A 22,148-nucleotide genomic window follows, 5' to 3' on the forward strand; every position below is an offset into this window, starting at 1 on the left:
GTCGCGAGGCCCGGCGCGCGGGGGGTGCGCGGGCGGGTGGGGACCGCTCGGATCAAGCCAGGGAGGGGCTGCCACGACAACTGGTCATTCAACCGCTGCGGCTGTGAATTTACTTATGCGTAACGTTGTTAGCTCCCTCACCTCGCCGTCCCTCCGAATTTCAAAGAGACGTTGCCTAGAATTTGGCCCGAACACGACACTCGGAGGGGAGCGGTGACCGTGCGACGGGACTTCAAGGAGCCTGCCAGATGCCGCCCCGACCTGGTCATCGGCAGGGAGGAGCTGTTCACCTCCGCCCGTGACCAGTTGGTGCGCGGCGGCAGTGTGCTGCTCCACGGACCCGCCGGAATAGGAAAGTCGACCGTGCTGCGGGCATTGGCCGCGGATTACGGCGACGCGGCCCACACCGTGTTGCGCTGCTCGGCGACCGAGTCCGAATCCCATCTCCCCTTCCTGGCCCTGGCCGATCTGTTCGGTCTGGTCCTCGACGAGATCTCGGACAAGCTGCCCACCGCCCAGCGCACCGCCCTGGAATCGGCCCTGACCGGCCGCGGAGAGTCCACCCTGCAGCGCGACGGCCTCGCCCTGCGCCTCGCCGTGCTCTCCGCCCTGCGCGCCCTCGCGGCCTCCGGCCCGGTCCTGCTCGTCGCCGACGACCTCCAGTGGCTGGACTCGGCCAGCGCCGAACTCCTCGGCTTCGCCGCCCGGCGCCTCGGCGACACCCCCGTCCAGCTGCTGTGCGCGGTCCGCACCGAGGGCCAGGAGTACGACCGCCATCTACGCGCGTCCCCGCCCGACACCCTCGCCGTCCGCCTCAACCCGCTCTCCCGCAACCAGGTCTCCGCCCTGCTCGACCACCGCGGCTACACCGACCTGCCCCGCTCCACGGTCCGCGAGATCCACCGCACCAGCGGCGGCAACCCCCTGTTCGCCCTGGAACTCGGCCGTGCCCTCGGCGAGAACCCGACCCCGCCGCGCCCCGGCGAGCCGCTGCCGGTGCCGACCTCGCTGCGCGCCCTGGTGCTCAGCCGCCTCGACATGCTCTCCGACGAGGCCCGCCGCACCCTGCTCGTGGCCAGCGCCGGCGCCCGCCCCACCCTGGCCCTGCTGCACGCGGCCGGCCGGGAGAACGCCGAGGCCGAGACCGCCCAGGCCGCCGAGCTCGGGCTGCTGGCGACCGAGCCCGAGGGTCCCGCCGTACGGTTCGCGCATCCGCTGATCTCGGCGGCGCTGTACGCGGAGGCGCCCGTGCAGGAGCGCCGGGCCGCGCACGCCGCGCTGTCCACCGCCGCCTCCGACCCGATCGAGCGGGCCCGCAACCTGGCCCTCGCCACCACCGGCACCGACCCGGAGGTCGCCGCCCGGCTCGCCGAGGCCGCGGCCCTCGCCCGCGACCGGGGCGCCCCGTCCGTCGCCGCCTCCCTCGGCCTGCTCGCCGCCCGCCACACCCCGCCGGACGGCACCCCTCCCCCGGACGAGCACCGGCTGCAGGCCGCCGAGGACGCGATCACGGCCGGCGAGGTGGACCTGGCGCGGGACATCGCCCGCGAGGTGCTCACCCGGGCCACCGTGCCCGCCGACCGGATCCGCGCCTGGGAGGTGGTCATCGAGGCCGCCGGACAGGCCCTCGGCGACGTCGACGCCGTCTTTCCGCAGGCCCTCGCCGACGCCGGCGACGACCCCCGGCTGCTCGCCCTGGTCCACTACCACCTCGCCTGGCGCAAGCTGATCGTCGAGGGGGACTTCTCCGAGGCCCGCCAGGAGGCCGCGCACGCGGCGGAGCTCGCCGCGCGAGGCGGCGACCGGCGCACCGAGCTGATGTCGCTGTCCTTCCAGGCCTCCACCGAGACCCTGATGGGCCATCCGAACGCGCCCACCACCATCAAGCGCGCCCTGAAAGAACCTCAGGACCCGTATGTGGCGTGCCATCACAACGGCGTCGGCGCGGCCCGGTTCCGCTGGCTGCTGATGAGCGATCAGCTGCCCGAGGCCCGCGCCACCATCTCCGCGCTGCTGCGCGAGGTGCGCCGGCGCGGCATGGTCGAGAGCGAGGTGCACTTCCAGCGGTTCCTCGCCGAGACCGAACTGCGCTCCGGGCACTGCGGACGGGCCCTCGACCTGTCCCGCGAGAGCCTCCGGCTGGCCCGCGACTCCGGCATCGGCCTCGGCGCGTCCGCGATGCTCGCCTCCCTCGCCGAGGCCTCCGGCGGCGACCTGGACCGGGCCCTCGCCCTCGCGCGGGAGGCGGCCGGGCGCGCCGAGGAGGACGGCGACCAGATGTACCTCTCGCGCGCCCTGGCCGCTCTGGGCCACGCCCAGTTGGTGGCCGGCGACGCGGCGGCCGCGGTCGGCTCGCTGCGCCGGGTGCGGGAGCTGGAGACGGGCCTGCGCATCACCGACCCGGCGCGCGGCCGCTGGCACGGCGACCTCGCCGAGGCGCTGGTCCGGGTGGGCGAGCCGGGCGAGGCGCAGGACGTCATCGACGTCGCGCGTGCGCAGGCCCTGCGGCTCGGCCGGGAGAGTGTCCTCGCCGTCCTCGACCGCGCGGAGGCCCTGGTCCGGGCGGCGCACGGCGACCACGAGGGGGCCCTGGCCCGGCTGACGTCCGTTCAGGACCGGCTCGCCAAGCTGGGATACGGTCTGGAGGAGGCACGGGCCGCGTTCGCGCTGGCCCGGCTGCGCACGGGACGGCCCGGTCCCACGTCGTACGACGAGGCGGCGCGGCTCTTCCGGCGGTGCCGGGCGCTGCCCTGGCTGCGGCAGGTGGACGCGGCAGCGGCGGCGGGCGCCCCGGAGCCCACACCGCTCGCCCCGCAGGTGCCGCCCGCCTCCGACGCCCTCGAAGGCCTGGCCTCGATGGAGCGTCAGGTCGCCGCGCTCGTCATGGAGGGCGCCACGAACCGGGAGATCGCCGCCCGGCTGTTCATCAGCGTCAAGACGGTCGAGGCGACCCTGACCCGCGTCTACCGCAAGCTGGGCATCCGCTCCCGGGTGGACATCGTCCGCCTGGCGGCGGGGCGTCACGCGAAGTGAGCCACACGGGGGTTAACTGCCGTACGCGGGTTGACGCGGGGCGCCCGCGGGCCGACCGAGGGTTTTCCCTGCCCCGACGCCCCTAGGGGGTTCCCTCATTGGGAGGAGGCTGTGCGGCCCCTAGCGTTTGGGATGTGCCGCTCGCCCGGGCACACGGGGGTCGGTCCCGCGACCCCCGTGCATCACCCCCCACACCCGCGCGACCCCCCACCGGCAAATCCCCACGAGGAGACGCATGTTCGGGCTCAACCGTGCCAAGAAGGCCGCGGCCGTCGTCGCGGCCGTCGCCGCCACGGCGGCCACGGCTCTGCTCAGCGCCCCCACCGCTGTCGCAGCGCCGCAGCCCATCGTCGGCGGCACGACCACCACCACGACCGCGTACCCGTTCATGATGCAGATCACGGACGCCTCGCAGAACCAGTTCTGCGGCGGCACCCTGGTCTCGGCGACCAAGGTGGTCACGGCGGCGCACTGCATGGTCGGCGAGACGACCAGCAGCGTGCGGGTCGTCGGCGGCCGCACCTACCTGAACGGCACCAACGGCACGGTCAGCCGGGTGAGCAAGATCTGGATCAACCCGGACTACACGGACGCCACCAACGGCGACGACGTGGCCGTCCTGACCCTGGCGACCTCGATGTCGTACACCCCGGCGTCGTACGTCTCCTCCTCCCAGACCGGCGTGTACGCGGCCGGCACCACGGCCCGCATCCTCGGCTGGGGCACCACCTCGGAGAACGGCAGCTCCTCCAACCAGCTGCGGACCGCGACCGTCCCGATCGTGTCCGACTCCAGCTGCCGCACCTCCTACGGTTCCGACTTCGTCGCGACCGACATGGTTTGCGCCGGATACACATCCGGTGGCGTAGACACCTGCCAGGGCGACAGCGGCGGTCCCCTGCTCATCGGGGGCGTCCTGGCAGGGATCACTTCATGGGGCGAGGGCTGCGCGGAGGCCGGTTACCCGGGTGTGTACACCCGGCTGACCACCTTCTCCAGCCTCGTCACCGCGCAGGTCAACTCGTAGCGAACGGGTGACCCGCACCAAGTCCTGAGCACCCCTCAGGCGAACGACCAGGGGGCGCTGCGAGCCTCCACGAGCGGCCCGCAGCGCCCCCTCTCCATGCCCTAGATGTGCTGACCGGACAGGTTGGTGACACGGCTGGCTGGGGGGTGGCCGCCGATGCCGGTGTGGGGTCGGTGGTAGTTGTACCAGTGCAGCCAGTCGGGAAACGCTGCCTGACGTTCGCTGTCTGACATGTAGGGCCGCGTGTAGGCCCATTCCTCGAGCAGGGTGCGGTGGAAGCGTTCGACCTTGCCGTTCGTCTGCGGCCGCCAGGGCCTCGTCCAGCGGGGACTGATCCCCAGGTCGAGGCAGGTGTCACGCCAGGTGTTCTTGGTGTAGGCCCAGGCGTTGTCGGTCAGGACCCGTTCGACGGTGATCCCTTGCTGCGCGAACCAGGCGGTGGCGCGGGTGAGGAAGGCGGCGCAGGTCGGGGCGGTCTCGTCGGGCAGGTCTTCGGTGTAGGCCAGGCGGGAGTGGTCGTCCAGGGCGGTGTGCAGGTAGGCGTAGCCGGTCCCGGTGCGGTTGCGTCGGCCTTCGGCGCGGCCCTGGGTGCGGTGCCCGCCGCCGTCGGGAATCCGCCCCAGCTTCTTGACGTCGATGTGGACCAGTTCGCCGGGCCGTGCACGCTCGTAACGGCGGACGGGTTCGCCGGTGGCCCGGTCGACGGCGGCCAGGACGGGCAGGCCGTGCCGGCGCAGGATGCGATGGGCGGTGGAGGCGGCGACGCCGGTGCGGGCGGCCAGCCGCAGTGGGCCGATACGGTGCTCGCGCCGCAGCCGCACGACCCGTTCTTCCACCGCCGCCGGTGTCCGGTGCGGTTGACGGTGCGGGCGGCTGGAGCGGTCCCGCATCCCCGCCTCGCCGTGCTGCCGGTAGCGGCTCGCCCAGCGTGCGGCGGTGGTGTGACTGACCTGGAAGCGTTCCGCGGCCCGGCGCAGCGGCCAGCCGTCGTCCACGACACACCGGGCCAGACGGAGCCTGCCGGTCGGCGTCAGCGGCGCATTACGGTGGGACACGAGGGCCTCCTGAGCGTTGGTGCAGATGTCGCGATCCACACCGAACCCGGAAGGCCCTCACCTGTTCAAGCACCCAGCACGCGTGTCACCAACGTCCCGGGACAACACACCTAGAGGGTGTTTCGAGAGTCCCGCACAGCACCCGCGGTCTTTCGGAACACCCCCTGGTGCGGTACGACGGTGCCGAACCGGATGTCGTACGGCGTCCCCGGGTGCAGCACGCGCAGCATCCGCTCCGCCTCCGCCGTCACGGCCTCCCGCCGGGCCCGGTCGAGTCGGCCGAAGAGCTCGATGACGACGGCGTCCTCCTCCCTCTTCCACAGGCCGGCGAGGAAGCCGTCGACGAGGAGCGTGCGGTGGGCCTGGTTGCCCTGCCAGGCGCGGCCGTGCAGGGCGGGCGGGACGACCCGGCCGCGGTCGGCGTGCGAGAGCAGCAGGTTGTCGAACTCGGGGAGGAAGCGGGGCGGGGCCGGGGTGTCCGGGTCGGGGCGCGGGGCGTCCGGGAGGTCGAAGAGTTCGGTGCCGTGCTCGTCCCGGAAGGTGAGGAGTTCGGGGCGCAGGCGCTCGAAGACCGGGCGCAGCCGGGTGAGTCCGGCCCAGGTCTGCATGTCCTTTACGGAGGCCGGGCCGAAGGCGGCGAGATAGCGACGGACGACGGTCTCCGGGGCGGGGGCCGGCTCGGCGGGCCGGCCGAGCCAGTGTTCGGCGGTGGTGAGGGCGACCTGTCCGCTCCTGCCCCACAGCCCGCGCGGGGTGACCTGGACGAGGGGCAGCCGGCAGCGGGCGGCGACGGCCAGCGACTGCGGGTCGGCGTCCGGCCACTCGACGGCGAGGGCCTCGCGCAGCTGCCGCATGGTGCGCGGCTCGGCCTCGACGAGCTCGCGGGCGAGGACGGCGAGCCGGTCGAGGTCCACTCCGGCGAGGCCGGCGCGGAAGTACGTCAGCTCGCGGTCCCGCGCGGGCTGGACGAACGGCCGCAGGGTGAGACAGTCGTCGGCGGTGTGGGTGTGGATGGTCGAGCGCAGGGTGACGATCCGCACTACCTCCCGGTCCGCCATCGGCGCCGAGAGCCGCTCGGGGGCGAAGCCGTCGAGGCGGGCGGCGAGCGCCTGGTACGGCGGTGTGACGTTCTGCGCCTGCAGGCCCAGCAGGTGTTCCACGGCCGCCCGCACCCCGAGCGCGGCGGGCCTCAGGAGGAACTGCCGGTCGAGGGTCGCGCGGTTGAGGGCGCGGGGGGAGAGCACGGGGGCGGCCGCGGACGTCTTCTTCGTCATGAGGGCAAGGTAGCGGGCATCGAGGACAGGATCTGTCCTCTTGTGCCCCGCCGCACGGCGCCCCCGCCCGCGCCTCAGCGTGCGCTCATGTCGCCCGTCGCGGGTGTGCCGTCGGCGAGCCCGTAGCGGAGGTGCACGGTGCCCTTCGGGCTCGCCGCCGGGGGCGCGAGGAGGGTGAGGTTCGTGGGGACGGCGCCGCCGTCGAACACCTGCTTGCCGACGCCGAGCACGATCGGGTGCAGCCAGAGGTCGAGACGGTCGAAGAGCTTCTCGCGCAGGAGGGTCTGCACCAGGTTCAGGCTTCCGACGACCTTCACGTGCTCGTGCCGGTCGCGGATCTCGCGCACCGCGCCGGCCAGGTCCGGGCCGAGGTGCGTGGACCCGGCCCACGACAGGTCGGGGCGGCCGCGGGAGGCCACGTACTTCGGGACACGGTTGAAGAGCGTGGCGATGTCGTCGTCCTGGCCGCCCTCCTGGTGCGGCCAGTAGGCGGCGAAGATGTCGTACGTCCGCCGGCCGAGCAGGAGGGCGTCCGTGCCCTCGTACGCGGCGCCGATCTGCGCCCCGGCGACCTCGTCCAGCAGGGGCGCCTGCCAGCCGCCGAACGGGAACCCCACCGGGTCCTCGTCGGGGCCGCCGGGCGCCTGCCCGACGAGGTCCAGGGTGGCGAACAGCTCGATGTGGATGAGGCCCATGCCTTGCTCCCGATGCGTCGGTGGTCCCGGTCATGAGGTAGACCTGCGCCGTCGCCGGGACTCATCGCCGCGGCGGCACCCCGGCACTCCTCCTCATGGTGGATCACCGCCCGCGTCCCGGCCCGTCGGCCGGTCCTGGAGGGTGAGCGCCCCGGAGGGGCACACCCCGGCGGCCATCCGGGTGGCCGTGGGACGGGTGATGAGCGGATCGGGGTGCAGCAGGAGGACGCGGCCGTCGTCGGGGTCCTGGTCGAAGACCTCGGGGGCGGTCAGGGCGCACATCCCGGCGCCGATGCAGCGCTCACGGTCGACGCGCAGGCGCGCGGCGCTCATGACCGCCTCTCGTCCCAGGTGACGGGGAGGCTCGTCACGCCATAGATGTCCGCGGTCTCGGGGCGCAGGCCGACCTCTTCGGCGGGGACCGCCAGACGCAGGGTGGGGAAGCGGTCGATCAGCGCGCGGAACGCGACCCGCATCTCGACGCGGGCCAGCTGCTGGCCCAGGCACTGGTGGATGCCGTGGCTGAAGGCCAGGTGCCCGACCGCGTCCCGCCGACGGACGTCGAGCACATGCGGGTCGGTGAAGCGCTCGGGGTCGCGGTTGGCGGTGTTGTACGACAGGACGACCGTCGTGCCGGCCTCGATGATCTGCCCGCCCACCTCGACGTCCTCCAGGGCCGTCCTCATGAACGTCTTGGCGACGCTGAGATACCGCAGCAGCTCTTCGACGGCCGCGTCGGTGAGCGTGGGATCGGCGCGCAGCGCGGCCAGCTGCTCCGGGTTGCGCAGGAGCGCGAAGGTGCCGAGGGACAGCATGTTGGCGGTGGTGTCGAAGCCGGCGGCGAGCAGGACGAGGCTCATCCCCTTCAGTTCCTCGTCGGTCAGGTCGCTGTCGGTGAGCTCGCTGAGCACGTCGTCGGTGGGGTTCGCCCGCTTGGCGACCACCAGGCCCGCGAGGTACTCCTGGGTCGCGGTGTAGGCCGCGATCAGCTCCTCGTCGCTCGTCGCGCCTCCCATGAACGTGTCGATCTGCTCCTGGAAGGAGCCCCGGTCCCCGTACGGCACCCCCAGCAGCTCACAGATGACGATGGTGGGGATGGGCTTGGCGAACGCGGTCACCAGGTCCGTCGGCGGCCCGGCCTCCTCCATGGCGTCCAGGCAGTCGGCGGTGATCTGCTCGATGCGCTCGGTGAGTAACCGCATCCTTCGCACCGTGAACCTGCCCACCAGCGGCTTGCGGTAGCGGCCGTGCTGCGGCTCGTCCGTGAGGAGGAACTCGCCGGGCGGCGCGGGGGCAATCTCGAAGTCGCCGACGTTCAGCAGTTCCTTGCGTGAGCTGAACCGCGGGTCGGCCAGGACCGACCTGACCAGGTCGTAGCCGGTGATCAGCCACCCCGGTTTCCCGCCGACGTGGGTGCAGCGGCTGAGCGGGCCGTGCCCGCGGGCGTCGAGCAGCTCGGCCGGAGGATCGAAGGGGCAGCCGGGCCGGCGTGCCGTCGGCAGGGTCGCGACGTGGTGGAGGGACTCGCTCATGACCGTTCCTCATCTCGCGTACGGCGTATGTGACGATGCCGGAAAGCTACGTTGCGTTCAGTGGACCGTCAATGGAACGAAAGGAACGCGCCCAGGTGAGAGCGGGGAAATTGATGCAATGAGCTGAGATCGAACGCAACGGAGCGTTGCAATGGAGGAACGCGGCCCCAGGGCCTCAGGCGGCCCGGCCGAGGGCCTCGCGGTCCGGGACGTCCGCCGGGCCGGTCGGCAGGGCGACCGGGGCCGGGGTGCGGCGGGCGGCGAGGACCAGACCGGCGCCGATCACGGCCGCGACGAGGAGTCCCCCGCTCACCAGGGCACCCCGGGCGCCGGCGAGTTCCATGAGCAGGCCGAGCACGGGAGGCCCGGCGAGGCCCCACCCCGTGCCGATGCCGTTCCACACGCCGAGGACCCGGCCGCGCAGGTGGGAGGGCGGGTCGGTCTGCAGGACCGCCGTCCCCGCGGTGTCGGACACGGACTCGGCCACCGCCATCGGCAGCACGAGCACCAGCAGCACGGCGAGCGACGGGGCCAGCCCCACCGCCACCTGCAAAAGCGCGCCCACGGCGGCCAGGACGCCCACGAGCCGCACCGACGGCCGATGCAGCCGGGCCCCGAGCACGGCCCCCAGGATGCCGCCGACGGCCAGCACCGTGGAGACGGTGCCGAAGGATCCGGCGCCGCCCGCGAGCGGCCCGGTGACGAGCACGGCGAGGGTGAGTCCGTAGTTGCGGCCGAAGACCGCGCTGATCCCGGAGATCCCCGCGAGGGCGAGAAGCCGGGGCCGGCGGGCGAAGAACACCAGTCCCTCGCGCACGGTCATCGTGTCCGCGGGGTCCGTGCGCGCCCCGTCGGCCGGGACGGGACGTACGGCCGCCGCGCCCGGCGCGGGGCGCAGGAACGGCACGACGGCGGCCACGAACAGGAACGACAGCCCGTTGGCGGCGTACGCGGCGGCCGTGCCGAGGAAGGCCACCGTCACCCCGGCCAGCGCGGTGCCCGCGAGCCGCCCGGCGCTGTGCACGAGCGCGCCGACCCCGATGGCGGAGGGCACGTCCCGCGGCGGGACGAGGTCGTTGCCCAGCAGGGCGCAGGCCGGCGCGTCGACGGTGGCGATCGTGCCGGTCACGGCGGCCAGCACCAGCAGGGAGGTCATGTCGAGCCGGTCCAGCGCCACCAGTACGGCCGTCGTGAAGGCGACCGCGCCCAGCAGCACCTGGCTGACGGCGGCGGTGACCTTGCGCGGCCAGCGGTCCACGGCCGCCCCGCCGGCCAGGCTCATCAGCAGCGCCGGGCCCGCCTGGACGGACATGGACAGGCCCGTCGCGGCGGCCGATCCGGTGATCTGCAGCACGAGCAGGTTCTGCACGGTGAGCTGCATCCACGTACCGGTGTTCGACACGAGGTTGGCGACGGACCACCAGCGCATGCTGCGGTACTTCAGGGACCGCCACGGCGAGCGTGACGGCTGCGGGGCGGTGGCCCGGGCGGGGGCGATACGGGGAGACGAAGACACAGAGGCGGTACCCGAGGGCGAGACGGCGGTCGAGGAACGCGGCGGGACCGGGGAACGCCGGCGGCACCGCGCGGCCGCTCCACCTTGTCGGTCACGGCGCGGACCATCGTGGCAGACGGTCCGGGAGAAGGGCCCGAGGTGGCCCGCCACGCCCCGGGGTCCGAGCGCCAACCTCCCGGCCGGGCGCGGAACTTGCCGCGCCGAGTGCGGTTGCTCACAGGCGCGCGACCCACGCCGGAGCGGCATATCAGGACAAGAGGAACGAACCAGACATCGACGTGTGAAACGTACTGACACGGGAACCCGGCCCTGCGTCGCCGGAAGAACGGCGGCCGTCGGGACGCTCCCGGACCATCGGCCCGCACCGCGTGTCCTGCTCTTTCACCTCTTCAACACAGTCTTCCGCCGCTCACCGGGCTCTTCCCGGACCCTTCCGGCCGGGCCCCGCGCGGCCCAAGGATCCCCATGACCAGCACGAACCCCTCTCCGCCCTGGCACCGCGCCGCGGTGACCGGCGGCGCCGGATTCATCGGCAGCCATCTGTGCGAGCGCCTGCTGGATTCGGGTGTCGAAGTCGACTGCGTGGACAATCTGCTCTCCGGATCCCGGGAGAACGTCGCCCACCTCGACGGACGCCCCGGCTTCCGGTTCGTCGAGTGCGACGTCGGCGCACCCCGGTGCCCCGAAACCCTGAACGGGCCCTACGACCTCGTCCTGCACTTCGCGTGCTGTGCGTCCCCGGCCGACTACCTGCGGTTCCCGCTGGAGACCCTGGACGCCGGCAGTACCGGCACCCGCGCGCTGCTGACGGTGGCGGAACGGGACGGGGCCCGGTTCCTGCTGGCCTCGACGTCCGAGGTGTACGGCGACCCGCTCGTCCACCCGCAGCGCGAGGACTACTGGGGAAACGTCAACCCGGTCGGCCCGCGCAGTGTCTACGACGAGTCCAAACGCTTCGCGGAGGCCCTGGTCACCGCCCATGTGCGGGCGCGGGGCGCGGACGCGGGCATCGTCCGGCTGTTCAACACGTACGGACCGCGCATGCGGGCCCACGACGGGCGGGCGGTGCCCACCTTCGTCTGCCAGGCCCTGGCCGGCGAGCCGCTGACGGTGGCGGGGGACGGTCTGCAGACGCGGTCCCTCTGTTATGTGGACGACACGGTCGACGGGGTGCTGGCGGTGGCGGGGAGCCGTTCGGTGCGCCCCGTGAACATCGGCGGCACCGACGAGGTCGCGGTCGTCGACATCGCCCGCCGGGTCCTGGAACTCACCGGGTCGGCCTCCCGCATCGAGTTCGTCGGCCGTCCCGTGGACGACCCCCAGCGGCGCCGCCCGGACACCGGGCTCGCCCGCGCGCTCCTCGGCTGGGAACCGAAGGTGCCCTGGGAGGAGGGGATCAAGCAGACCATCGCCCACTTCGCCGCGAACCGGCCGAGCCCCTGACCCCGCCGGACCCCAGCAACGGGAGCACTCCATGCGCGTCCTGGGAATCAACGCCCTCTTCCACGACCCGGCGGCCGCCCTGGTCGTGGACGGCAGCATCGTGGCCGCGGCGGAGGAGGAACGCTTCAGCCGGCGCAAGCACGGCAAGCGGCCCGTCCCCTTCTCGGCCTGGGAACTGCCCGAACGCTCCGCCCGCTGGTGCCTGGACGAGGCCGGGCTCGCCCCGTCCGAACTGGACGCGGTGGCCTACTCCTACGACCCCGCACTCGCCCGCCCCGCCGCCGAGCTGGGCCTCGACGACCCCTGGGACCACCTCCGCCAGGAGTACGCGCGCCGGGCACCGGAGTTCCTCGCCGAGGCCCTCCCCGGCCTGGACCCGGCCAAGGTCCGCTTCGTCGCGCACCACGTCGCCCACGCCGCGTCGGCCGGTCAGGCGTCTCCGTACCCGGACTGCGCGGTGCTGGTCCTCGACGGCCGCGGCGAGTGCGGCTCCCACCTCGCGGGCCGCTACGCGAACCGTGAGCTCACCGTCCTGCGCACCCAGGCGCTGCCCGACTCCCTGGGCCTGTTCTACGAGGACCTCACCGACCATCTGGGCTTCCTGCGCAGCAGCGACGAGTTCAAGGTGATGGCCCTGGCCTCGTACGGCAGCCCGCGGTTCCTCGACGACCTGCGCGCGTACGTCCGCCCGGACGGCCCGGGCGGCTTCCTGGCCCGGCCCGTCCCCTGGTCGACGCTCGTGCCCGCCCGGGCGCCCGGCGCCCCCTGGAGCCAGGGGCACGCCGACGCGGCCGCCAGCGCCCAGGCGTGTCTGGAGGAGGTCCTGCTGGAGCTCGTGCGGTGGCTGCACGACCGGACCGGCGAGGAGGTCCTGACGCTCGCGGGCGGGGTGGCGCTCAACTGCGTGGCGAACAGCCGGCTGCACCGCGAGGGGCCGTTCCGCCGGATCTGGGTGCAGCCCGCCGCCGGGGACGCGGGCACGGCGCTCGGTGCCGCCCTGCACGTCGCCCACGCCAAGGACACGGTGGCGGCGATGCCGACCGCCGCACTGGGCCGCGGCTGGCGCGACGAAGAGCTGCGGGCCTGGCTGGAGCGGGCCGCCGTGCCGTACGAGGAACCCGGCGACATCGCCGAGACGGTCGCCGAGGAGCTCGCGCGCGACGGCGTGGTGGCCTGGTTCCAGGGGCGCAGCGAGTACGGCCCCCGGGCGCTCGGGCACCGCTCGCTGCTGGCCCACCCCGGCCATCCGCGGAACCTGGAGCGCCTCAACGCCGTGAAGGGACGCGAGGAGTTCCGGCCGGTCGCCCCGATGGTGACGGCCGAGCGTGCCGCCGCGCTCTTCGACGGGCCACTGCCCAGCCCGTACATGCTGTTCGTGCACGAGGTCGCCGCCGGGTGGCGGGAGCGGATCCCGGCCGTCGTGCACGTGGACGGCACGGCCCGGATCCAGACCGTGGACCGGGCCGAGGAGCCGCTGACGGCCCGGATGATCGACGGCTTCGAGCGTCGGACCGGACTCCCCGTGGTCGTCAACACCAGCCTCAACACCGCCGGCCGGCCGATGGTCGACGACCCCCGCGACGCCCTGGAGGTGTTCGGGTCCGCACCGGTGGACCTGCTCGCCCTCGGGCCGTTCGCCGTGCGCCGCACGGGGGTGTTCGCATGACCGACACCGCCTCCGGCGCCCTCGCCCACTCCGTGGTGATCCCCACGATCGGGCGGCCCTGCCTCGCGGACTGTCTGCGGGCGCTCGCCGCGGCGGACGGCCCCCGGCCCGAGGAGGTCGTCGTCGTGGACGACCGGCCCGAGCCGGGCGGGCCGCTGCCGCTCGCCGCCGCCGGGACCCTGCGCGGCCGGGTCCGCACCCTGCGCACCGGCGGCCGGGGCCCGGCCGCCGCCCGCAACGCGGGCTGGCGCACGGTCGGCACCCCCTGGACGGTGTTCCTCGACGACGACGTCCAGGTGCTGCCCGACTGGTCCCGGCTGCTCGCCCACGACCTCGCGGCGGCGGGCCCCGCCACGGGCGGCGTCCAGGGACGGCTGACCGTGCCGCTCCCGCGTGACCGCAGGCCCACCGACTGGGAACGGGGCACCGCCGGCCTGGAGGGCGCGGCCTGGGCGACCGCCGACATGGCCTACCGCACGGCCGCGCTGACGCAGGTCAGGGGCTTCGACGAGCGGTTCCGCCGCGCGTTCCGGGAGGACGCCGACCTGGCCCTGCGGGTGCGCGACGCCGGCTGGCGGCTGCGGCGGGGCCGGCGTACGACGCGACATCCGGTGCGGCCCGCCGACCGCTGGGTGTCGGTGCGGGCCCAGCGCGGCAACGCGGACGACGTCCTGATGACCCGGCTGCACGGCCGTGACTGGTGGCAGCGGGCCCAGGCGCCCCGCGGCCGGTCCGCCCGGCACACCCTCGTCACCGCGGCCGCGCTCACCGCGCTCGGCTGCGCCCTGACCGGCCGACGGCGTGCCGCCGGCGCCGCCGCGGCGGTGTGGGCCGGAGGGACGGCCGAGTTCGCCCTGGCCCGGATACGGCCCGGACCGCGGACCGCACCCGAGATCGCCACCATGCTCGTCACCAGCGTCCTCATCCCGCCCCTCGCGGTCCACCACCGCCTCACGGGCCTGCTCCGCCACCATCGCGCGGTGCCCCTGCCGGGCACGCGCGGGGTGCCCCCGGCCGCGGGAGGTGCGCCGTGAGCCGGCTCGCCGCGGTCCTCTTCGACCGGGACGGGACCCTCGTCGAGGACGTCCCCTACAACGGCGACCCCGACCGGGTCCGCCTCCTGCCCGGGGCCCGCCGCGCACTCGACCTGCTCCGGTCCGCCGGTCTGCCCACCGGCGTGGTCAGCAACCAGTCGGGGATCGGCCGCGGACTGCTCACGCACGCGCAGGTGCGCCGGGTCAACGCCCGGGCGGACACCCTCCTCGGCGGCCTCGGCACCTGGGTCTACTGCCCCCACACCCCCGCCGACCACTGTGCCTGCCGCAAACCGCGCCCCGGGCTGGTGATCGAGGCGGCCCGCCGCCTCGGCGTGGCGCCGGGCGACTGCGTGGTGGTCGGCGACATCGCCGCCGACGTCCTGGCCGCCCGCGCGGCGGGTGCCCGGGCCGTGCTGGTGCCCACCGCGGCGACCCTGCCCGAGGAGATCGAGGCGGCCCCCCGCACCACGCCCGACCTGCCGACGGCGGTGCGCATGCTGCTCAGGGACGGTGAGCTGCCATGAGGACGCTGGTCGTCCGGCTCGACAGCTTCGGCGACGTGCTCCTCGCCGGGCCCGCCGTCCGCGCGGTCGCCGCGCACAGCGCGCACGTCACCCTGCTCTGCGGCCCGCTCGGCGCACCGGCGGCCCGGCTGCTGCCCGGCGTCGACGAGGTGACCGTGTGGGCGGCGCCGTGGGAGGGCTTCGACCCGCCGTCGGTGGCGGACGCGGACCCCGACGGTCTCGTACGGCGGCTGCGGGCGGCCGCGTTCGACACCGCGCTGATCCTCACCTCCTTCCATCAGAGCCCGCTGCCCACCGCCCTGCTGCTGCGACTGGCGGGGATCCCCCGGATCGGCGCCGACAGCGTCGACCATCCGGGCCGGCTGCTCGACGTACGTCACCGGCGTCGGGCGGGCCGCCACGAGGCCGAGGCCGCGCTCGACACGGCCGCCGCCCTGGGCTTCCCGCCTCCCGCCGGGGACGACGGCCGCCTGCGGGTCGTCCCGGCCCCCGACACCGTCGCCCTCACCGGCAACGGCCCCTACGTCGTCCTGCACCCCGGCGCCAGCGCGCCCGCCCGCGCCTGGAGTCCCGACCGCTGTGCCGAGGCCGTCGAACTGCTCGCCGACGAGGGCCACCGGGTCGTCGTCACCGGCGGCCCCGACGAGCGGGACCTGACGCGGCGGGTCAGCGGCGCCACGGCCGTGGACCTGGGCGGCCGGACCGACCCGCGCACCCTGGCGGGTGTCCTGCGCACGGCCGACGTCGTGGTCAGCGGCAACACCGGCCCGGCCCATCTGGCCACCGCCGTCGGCACCCCGGTCGTGTCCCTGTTCGCGCCCGTCGTGCCGGCCGAGCGCTGGGCGCCGTACGGGGTGCCGAGCGTGGTCCTCGGCGACCAGCGCGCGCCCTGCGCGGACAGCCGTGCCCTGCGCTGCCCCGTCGCCGGCCATCCCTGTCTGGACGACGTCACGGCCCAAGACGTCGCCTGCGCGGTCCGCAAGCTGCTCGAGGAGCGTTCATGAACATCCTGGTCTGGCATGTGCACGGTTCGTGGCTGACGGCGTTCGTCCAGGGACCGTACGACTTCCTCGTCCCCGTGACCCCGGACCGGGGGCCGGACGGACTGGGGCGGGCGCGGACCTGGCGCTGGCCGCCCGGGGTGCGGGAGGTGCCGCCCGAGGAGCTGGGCACGGCGGACATCGACCTGATGGTCCTGCAACGGCCGCACGAGCTCGCCCTCGCCCGGCGCTGGACGGGCCGCCGGCCCGGCGTCGACGTGCCCGCCGTGTACGTCGAGCACAACTGCCCGCACGGGTCGGCCGTCGACACCCGGCACCCGCTCGCCGACCGCGACGACGTCCCGCTCGTGCACGTCACCCACTTCAACCGGCTGATGTGGGACAACGGCCGGGCCCCGACCGAGGTGATCGAGCACGGCGTCATCGACCCCGGCCCGCTGTGGACCGGCGAGGAGCCGCGCGCGGCCGTCGTCGTCAACGAGCCGGTACGGCGCGGCCGGACGACCGGGACGGACCTGCTGCCCGTGTTCGCGCGCACGGTCCCGCTCGACGTGTTCGGCATGCGCACGGAAGGACTCGCCGACCGGCTCGGCCTCCCGCCCGCCCGCTGCCGCAGCCGCGATCTGCCGCAGGGCGAACTGCACCCGGCGATGGCCCGCTGCCGCCTGTATCTCCACCCCGTCCGGTGGACGTCCCTCGGGCTGTCCCTGCTGGAGGCCATGTTCCTGGGGATGCCCGTGGTGGCCCTGGACACCACCGAGGTGCGCGAGGCCGTGCCCGAGGAGGCCGGAGTGGTCTCCAACCGCTTCGACGTGCTGGAGGACGCCGTCCGCCGCTTTCTCGCGGACCCCGTCGACGCCCGGCGCACGGGGGAGGCCGCCCGGGCCGCGGTACAGGCCCGTCACGGAGAGCGGCGATTCCTGGACGACTGGGAACGCCTGATCAAGGAGGTCACCCGATGAGCACCAGCCGCCCGTCGGCCGGCCGCGTCGCCATGGTCTCCGAGCACGCCAGTCCGCTGGCCGAGCTCGGCGGCCCGGACGCGGGCGGCCAGAACGTGTACGTGGCCCAACTGGGCCGTCTGCTGGCGCGCCGCGGCCACGACGTGGTCGTCTACACCCGCCGCGACGACCCGGAGTCGCCCGAGCGGGTCGTGACGGACGACGGGGTGCGGGTCGTCCATGTGCCCGCGGGACCGCCGGCCCCCATCCCCAAGGACGAACTGCTGCCGTACATCCCCGAGTTCGGCACCTGGCTGGCCCGGGAGTGGGCGCAGGAGCCGCCCGACGTGGTGCACGCCCACTTCTGGATGTCCGGCTTCGCCGCCGTCATCGGGGCGCGCGGCCGCGGCATCCCCGTGGTGCAGACGTACCACGCGCTCGGCACCGTGAAGAAGCGGTACCAGGGCGCCGCCGACACCAGCCCTCAGGAACGGATCGGCATCGAGACGGCCGTGGGCCACGAGTGCGCCGGCATCATCGCCACCTGCGAGGACGAGGTCGGCGAACTCCTCGCCATGGGCCTGCCCCGCGAGCGCATCCATGTCGTGCCCTGCGGGGTGGACCCCGAGCACTTCGCACCGGTCGCCGGAGCCCGCCGGCCCGCCGGGGCGCCCCACCGGCTGCTCACCGTCGGACGGCTCGTGCCGCGCAAGGGCTTCGACCGCGCGATCCGCGCCCTCGCCGACGTCCCCGACGCCGAACTCCTCGTCGCCGGCGGCCCCGAACCCGCCCTGCTCGGCGCCGAACCGGAGGCCGAACGGCTGCGGGCGCTCGCCGAGGAGTGCGGGGTCGCCGACCGGGTGACCCTGCTGGGCGGGGTCACCCCGGCGCGGATGCCCCGGCTGATGTCCGGCGCGGACCTCGTGCTGTCCGTTCCCCTGTACGAGCCCTTCGGCATCGTCCCCGTCGAGGCCATGGCCTGCTGCGCGCCCGTGCTGGCGACCGCCGTCGGCGGGCAGCTCGACACCGTCGTCCACGACGTCACCGGCTTCCTGGTGTCCCCCGACGACACCCACGACCTCGCCGCCGCCGTCCGCGGCCTGCTCGGCGACCCCGCCCGGCTGGCCCGCTACGGTGCCGCCGGCCGGCGCCGCGTCCTCGCCCGCTACACCTGGGACCGCGTGGCCGACGGCGTGACCCGGGTGTACGGCGCCGTCTCCGCCGTCCCCGCCCTGACGGGAGCCCTGCGATGAAACTCGCCACCGACACTCCGCGTGCCCCGCGGACCCGGGTCGCGCACTGCGACGACCTCATGGAGGCCCTCGAAGGGTTCCGCTGCTACGCGGCCCCCGTCGTCGAGCGCTGGGGCGCCTGCCTCGCCTCCCGGCTGGCGGCGGGCTGCCGGCTACTCGTCGCCGGCAACGGCGGCAGCGCCGCCCAGGCGCAGCACCTGAGCGCCGAGCTGGTCGGCCGCTACCGCGACGACCGGCCGCCGTTCTCCGCGCTCGCCCTGCACGCCGACACGTCCTCGACCACGGCCATCGCCAACGACTACGGCGTCCAGGAGATCTTCGCCCGCCAGGTCTGCGCCCACGGCCGGGCCGGGGACGTGCTGGTGCTGCTGTCGACCAGCGGGGCCAGCGCCAATCTGCTGGTGGCCGCCAAGGAGGCGCACCGCCTCGGGATGACCGTGTGGGCCCTGACCGGTCCCGCGCCGAACCCCCTGGAGGGCGGCGCGGACGAACGCCTGTGCGTGGACGCGGCGACCTCCGCCACCGTCCAGGAACTGCACCTGGTGGCCGTCCACATGCTCTGCGAGTCCTTCGACCGGGCCGTGGCCGGGGCGGGCGGGCCCGGGCAGGAGGACCCGTGAGCACCCCGGCGCCGCTGCTCGTCGTGGGGGACGCGCTGCTCGACCACGACGTGTGCGGGCGGGCGGAGCGGCTGGCACCCGACGCGCCCGTGCCGGTGGTCAGCGGGGCACGGCGCGTGAGCCGGCCGGGCGGGGCCGCGCTCGCGGCGTGCCTCGCCGCGGCCGACGGCCGGCCCGTCACCCTGGTGACCGGGCTGGGCGAGGACGACAGCAGCACCTGTCTGACCCGGCTGCTCGCGGACCGCGTCCGGCTGATCCGGCTGCCCCTCACCGGTCCGCTGTCCAGCAAGACCCGCGTCCTCGCCGGGAGCAGGCCCCTGCTGCGGCTGGACGACGGCGACGGGCGGGCCGTCGGCCCGACCGACGAGGCACGCCGGGCGGTCACGGAGGCCGGTGCCGTCCTCGTCTCCGACTACGGGCGCGGCACCGCCGACGCGCTGCGCGAGGCCCTGGCCGAGGCGAGCGCGCACCGGCCCGTCGTCTGGGATCCGCATCCGCGGGGGGAGGCGCCGGTGCGCGGGGTGCGGCTGGCGACGCCCTCCGCGGCAGAGGCCCGTGGCTTCGCCGGGCGGTTCGCCACCGCCCCGGAACCCGGAGGGGGTACGGCGTTGCAGTGCGCGGCGCGGGACGCGGGGACGCTGGTGCGCCGGTGGGGGGCGGCGTCGGTGGCCGTCACGCTGGGCGGGCGGGGCGCGCTGCTGTCGCACGGGGAGACACCGCTGCTGCTGCCGTCGCCGGTGACCGCCGAGGGCGACGCCTGCGGTGCCGGTGACCGCTTCGCGGCGGCCGCCGCCGGGCTGCTGGCCGACGGCGAGCTCACCGAGACCGCGGTGCGGGCCGCCGTGCACGCGGCCACCCGGTATGTGAGCGAGGGCGGGGTGCGCTCGCTGACCTGGGAGGACACCGCGCGGGAGCCGGCCGGGGGTGCGGAGCCGGTGGACGGCGCGCTCGGCACCGCGGCCCGGGTCCGGGCGGCGGGCGGGACGGTCGTCGCCGCCGGCGGCTGCTTCGATCTGCTGCACGCCGGTCATGTGGCCCTCCTGGAGGCCGCGCGCCGGGCCGGGGACTGCCTGGTGGTGTGCGTGAACTCCGACGCCTCGGTGCGCCGCCGCAAGGGCCCCGGGCGGCCGCTGGTCGAGCTGGCGGACCGGGTGCGGGTGCTGCGGGCGCTGGAGTGCGTGGACGCGGTCGCCGTGTTCGACGAGGACACCCCCGAGCGGCTGCTCGGCGAGCTGCGTCCGCACATCTGGGCCAAGGGCGGCGACTACGCGCTGACCCGGCTGCCGGAGACACCGCTGGTGGAGAGCTGGGGCGGACAGGTGGTGCTGTTCCCCTACCTGGACGGCCGGTCCACCACGGGCCTGGCCCGGCGGGCGGCCTCCGGCCCGCGGCCGAGCGGGCGTCCGCGGTGACCTCGGCGCCACCCAGGGTGCTGGTGCTGCGCGCCCTCGGTCTGGGCGATCTGCTGACCGGGGTGCCCGCGCTGCGGGGCGTCCGGCGTGCCTTCCCAACGCACCGGGTGGTCCTCGCCCTCCCGGCGGCGCTCGCGCAGGCCGCGTCGGCCACCGGGGCGGTGGACGCGGTCCTCCCGGCCGAGGCGCCGCACCGGGCGGTGCCGGTGCTGGAGGGCTGGCCGGGCGGCCCCCCGGAGGTGGCGATCGACCTGCACGGCAACGGACCGGAGAGCCGTGACGCGCTGGCCGCCCTCGCCCCCCGCCGGCTGCTGGCCTACGCCCAGCCAGACCCCTCTCCGGCCCGTCCCCCGGTGTGGCGGGCGGACGAGCACGAGCGCGAGCGCTGGTGCGGTTTCCTCGCCGCGTACGGCATCGCCGCCGACCCGGACGACGTACGCCTGCCCGCACCGGCCACGCCGTCGCCGGCGCCGGGGGCCGTGGTCGTCCACCCCGGGGCGGAGGCCCCCTCCCGGCGCTGGCCGGCGGAGCGTTTCGCGGACCTCGCCCGGACCCTGCGGGCGGCCGGTCACCGGGTCGTCGTCACCGGCGGCCCGAAGGAGGACGCCCTGGTCCTGGAGGTCGCCCAGCGCGTCCGGCTGCCCGCCGGGGACGTCCTGCGGGGCGGGCTGCCGTTCCCGCGGCTGTCGGCCCTGGTGGCCCGGGCCGCGCTGGTGGTGAGCGGGGACACCGGCCTCGCCCATCTCGCGGTGGCCCACGCCACGCCGTCCGTCACCCTGTTCGGTCCCGTGTCGCCGCGCCTGTGGGGCCCGCCCCGCACCGCACGCCACGTCGCGCTGTGGAAGCCGGGCCCACCCGGTGACCCGCACGGCACGCGCCCCGACCCCCGGCTGCTGCGGATCGACGTCGAGGAGGCGGCTGCCGCTTCACTGACCCTGCTCGCCCGGGGCCGGGAGACCTGGGACTGACGTCGGGGCCCACGTGGGGGCCGGGGCCTGCGCCTAAGCTCGGGGCCATGGAACCTCCCGGCCTCCCCCGTCCTGTCGCCGTGCTCGACGACCCCGTCGGCCAGTCGCTGCGAGGGCGGCACGCGGGGCTCGCCCGGCGGGCCGGGCGGGCCGTCGCCTACCAGCCGGACGTGGCGACCTTCTCGGCCGTGTCCGCCGATCCCGGCCCGGCGGACTGGGCGGACCTCGCCCGGCTGCTCGGGCCGGGCGCGTTCGCCGACCTGTTCAGCGCGGAGGCGGAGCCTCCGTCGGACTGGGAGCCGGTGTTCGTCCTCGAGGGGCGGCAGATGATCCGGCGCGCCGACGGCCCGCCCGAGCAGGCCGCCGCGGGGGGCGGCGAGGTCGTCGAACTGGGCGCGGCCGACGTCCCCGAGATGCTCGACCTCGTGGCGCGGACCCGGCCGGGGCCGTTTCGGCCACGCACGCACGAACTCGGCACCTACCTCGGGGTGCGCGCCGACGGCAGGCTCGTCGCGATGGCGGGCGAACGGCTGCGGCCTCCGGGATGGACCGAGATCAGCGCCGTCTGCACGGACCCGCGGGCACGGGGGCGCGGCCATGGTGTCCGGCTGGTCGGCGCCCTCGTCGAGCGCGTCCTCTCCCGTGGGGAACGTCCCTTCCTGCACGTGGCGGAGACGAACACCGGGGCGATCGCGCTCTACGAACGGCTCGGCTTCGAAAGCCGCAGACAGGTGACGTTCCGCGGGTTCCGCACCCCCTGATCAGCGGTCGGCGTGCGGTCTGGACCAGCGGCCGAGCAGCCGGAACGCCTGGAGCAGCGTCACCGGCCACAGCACGGCGAACGCCCAGAGCGCGGCGCGGCCGGCGCCGAGCACGCCGACGACCAGGAGGAAGACCGAGGCCGCCCCGCACAGCGCGACCGCGAGGGGCAGCCACGGGTCACGCCCGCGGGACCGTGCGGCCGGGGTCGTCCCCGCCGTGCGGTTGCGGCGACGGTCGCGCCGCATCTCGCTCTCGATGTGCTTGAGGACGAGGCGGTCGCGGAGCGAGAGCCGGGCGCCGAGGTCTTCGTGCATGACGGCCTCCTGGGTCGTACGACAGTGTCTTGCCGGGTACCCGTGGGCGGCACCGCGAACCGGTCGCGTCCGGCC

Annotated in this window: 20 protein-coding genes; 13 read left to right on the forward strand and 7 right to left on the reverse strand. The window is 75.1% G+C overall.

Going from position 1 to position 22,148, the window contains the following annotated elements; genetic code table 11:
• Window positions 1-213 precede the first annotated feature (213 nt).
• Window positions 214-3,033, forward strand: a complete 2,820-nt coding sequence (locus tag OG852_RS12020; protein ID WP_330347922.1) for an ATP-binding protein — start codon at window positions 214-216, stop codon at window positions 3,031-3,033.
• A gap of 235 nt (window positions 3,034-3,268) precedes the next feature.
• On the forward strand, window positions 3,269-4,060 hold the full coding sequence (locus tag OG852_RS12025) for a S1 family peptidase (RefSeq protein WP_133917774.1): 792 nt from the start codon (window positions 3,269-3,271) through the stop codon (window positions 4,058-4,060).
• A gap of 101 nt (window positions 4,061-4,161) precedes the next feature.
• Here the strand turns inward: OG852_RS12025 and OG852_RS12030 are convergent, their stop codons facing one another.
• The 6 genes from OG852_RS12030 to OG852_RS12055 all read right to left on the reverse strand — a co-directional run bounded on the left by OG852_RS12030 (window position 4,162) and on the right by OG852_RS12055 (window position 10,045).
• A complete protein-coding gene (locus OG852_RS12030) occupies window positions 4,162-5,115 on the reverse strand; it encodes an IS481 family transposase (protein WP_330347923.1) in 954 nt (317 codons plus the stop codon).
• A 110-nt stretch (window positions 5,116-5,225) separates the two neighbouring features.
• Window positions 5,226-6,389, reverse strand: a complete 1,164-nt coding sequence (locus OG852_RS12035) for a winged helix DNA-binding domain-containing protein (RefSeq protein WP_133917775.1) — start codon at window positions 6,387-6,389, stop codon at window positions 5,226-5,228.
• A 74-nt stretch (window positions 6,390-6,463) separates the two neighbouring features.
• Window positions 6,464-7,084 carry a dihydrofolate reductase family protein gene (locus OG852_RS12040; RefSeq protein ID WP_133917776.1) on the reverse strand — a complete coding sequence of 207 codons (621 nt, stop codon included), beginning with the start codon at window positions 7,082-7,084 and terminating at the stop codon, window positions 6,464-6,466.
• Window positions 7,085-7,177: 93 nt separating this feature from the next.
• On the reverse strand, window positions 7,178-7,417 hold the full coding sequence (locus OG852_RS12045) for a ferredoxin (protein WP_133917777.1): 240 nt from the start codon (window positions 7,415-7,417) through the stop codon (window positions 7,178-7,180).
• Window positions 7,414-8,616 carry a cytochrome P450 gene (locus OG852_RS12050; RefSeq protein ID WP_133917778.1) on the reverse strand — a complete coding sequence of 401 codons (1,203 nt, stop codon included), beginning with the start codon at window positions 8,614-8,616 and terminating at the stop codon, window positions 7,414-7,416. The genes OG852_RS12045 and OG852_RS12050 overlap by 4 nt, the downstream gene beginning before the upstream one ends.
• 175 nt (window positions 8,617-8,791) lie before the next feature.
• On the reverse strand, window positions 8,792-10,045 hold the full coding sequence (locus OG852_RS12055) for an MFS transporter (protein ID WP_166663800.1): 1,254 nt from the start codon (window positions 10,043-10,045) through the stop codon (window positions 8,792-8,794).
• A 552-nt stretch (window positions 10,046-10,597) separates the two neighbouring features.
• On the opposite strand from OG852_RS12055, the gene OG852_RS12060 reads away from it, so the two are divergent.
• Genes OG852_RS12060 through OG852_RS12110 form a run of 11 tightly spaced genes read left to right on the forward strand, consistent with a single transcriptional unit; the run spans window position 10,598 to window position 21,758 of the window.
• Entirely contained in the window at window positions 10,598-11,575 is a 978-nt protein-coding gene (locus OG852_RS12060; RefSeq protein ID WP_133917780.1) for an NAD-dependent epimerase/dehydratase family protein, read from the forward strand.
• Between the two features lie 31 nt (window positions 11,576-11,606).
• A complete protein-coding gene (locus tag OG852_RS12065; RefSeq protein ID WP_330347924.1) occupies window positions 11,607-13,241 on the forward strand; it encodes a carbamoyltransferase family protein in 1,635 nt (544 codons plus the stop codon).
• Complete coding sequence (locus OG852_RS12070) at window positions 13,238-14,275, forward strand: glycosyltransferase family 2 protein (RefSeq protein WP_133917782.1); 1,038 nt, start codon at window positions 13,238-13,240, stop codon at window positions 14,273-14,275. Before OG852_RS12065 ends, OG852_RS12070 begins: the two co-directional genes overlap by 4 nt.
• Window positions 14,272-14,802, forward strand: coding sequence for a D-glycero-alpha-D-manno-heptose-1,7-bisphosphate 7-phosphatase (locus OG852_RS12075; protein ID WP_133917783.1), 531 nt, complete (start codon window positions 14,272-14,274; stop codon window positions 14,800-14,802). The genes OG852_RS12070 and OG852_RS12075 overlap by 4 nt, the downstream gene beginning before the upstream one ends.
• Window positions 14,799-15,806: a glycosyltransferase family 9 protein gene (locus OG852_RS12080; RefSeq protein WP_133917784.1), complete on the forward strand. Its 1,008-nt coding sequence runs from the start codon at window positions 14,799-14,801 to the stop codon at window positions 15,804-15,806. The genes OG852_RS12075 and OG852_RS12080 overlap by 4 nt, the downstream gene beginning before the upstream one ends.
• The gene (locus OG852_RS12085) at window positions 15,803-16,765 is read left to right on the forward strand and encodes a glycosyltransferase (protein WP_330347925.1); all 963 of its coding nucleotides are present in this window, start codon (window positions 15,803-15,805) and stop codon (window positions 16,763-16,765) included. The genes OG852_RS12080 and OG852_RS12085 overlap by 4 nt, the downstream gene beginning before the upstream one ends.
• The gene (locus OG852_RS12090; RefSeq protein ID WP_133917786.1) at window positions 16,762-17,997 is read left to right on the forward strand and encodes a glycosyltransferase; all 1,236 of its coding nucleotides are present in this window, start codon (window positions 16,762-16,764) and stop codon (window positions 17,995-17,997) included. The genes OG852_RS12085 and OG852_RS12090 overlap by 4 nt, the downstream gene beginning before the upstream one ends.
• Entirely contained in the window at window positions 17,994-18,617 is a 624-nt protein-coding gene (locus OG852_RS12095) for a D-sedoheptulose-7-phosphate isomerase (protein WP_133917787.1), read from the forward strand. Before OG852_RS12090 ends, OG852_RS12095 begins: the two co-directional genes overlap by 4 nt.
• Complete coding sequence (locus OG852_RS12100) at window positions 18,614-20,029, forward strand: PfkB family carbohydrate kinase (RefSeq protein WP_133917788.1); 1,416 nt, start codon at window positions 18,614-18,616, stop codon at window positions 20,027-20,029. Before OG852_RS12095 ends, OG852_RS12100 begins: the two co-directional genes overlap by 4 nt.
• Window positions 20,026-20,997, forward strand: a complete 972-nt coding sequence (locus tag OG852_RS12105) for a glycosyltransferase family 9 protein (protein WP_330347926.1) — start codon at window positions 20,026-20,028, stop codon at window positions 20,995-20,997. The genes OG852_RS12100 and OG852_RS12105 overlap by 4 nt, the downstream gene beginning before the upstream one ends.
• Window positions 20,998-21,044: 47 nt before the next feature.
• Window positions 21,045-21,758: a GNAT family N-acetyltransferase gene (locus tag OG852_RS12110; protein ID WP_133917790.1), complete on the forward strand. Its 714-nt coding sequence runs from the start codon at window positions 21,045-21,047 to the stop codon at window positions 21,756-21,758.
• Here OG852_RS12110 and OG852_RS12115 read toward each other — a convergent pair whose 3' ends face one another.
• A complete protein-coding gene (locus OG852_RS12115; RefSeq protein WP_330347927.1) occupies window positions 21,759-22,073 on the reverse strand; it encodes a DUF3040 domain-containing protein in 315 nt (104 codons plus the stop codon).
• Window positions 22,074-22,148: the final 75 nt, after the last annotated feature.

Source organism: Streptomyces sp. NBC_00582, from assembly GCF_036345155.1.
Classification (GTDB): Bacteria; Actinomycetota; Actinomycetes; order Streptomycetales; family Streptomycetaceae; genus Streptomyces.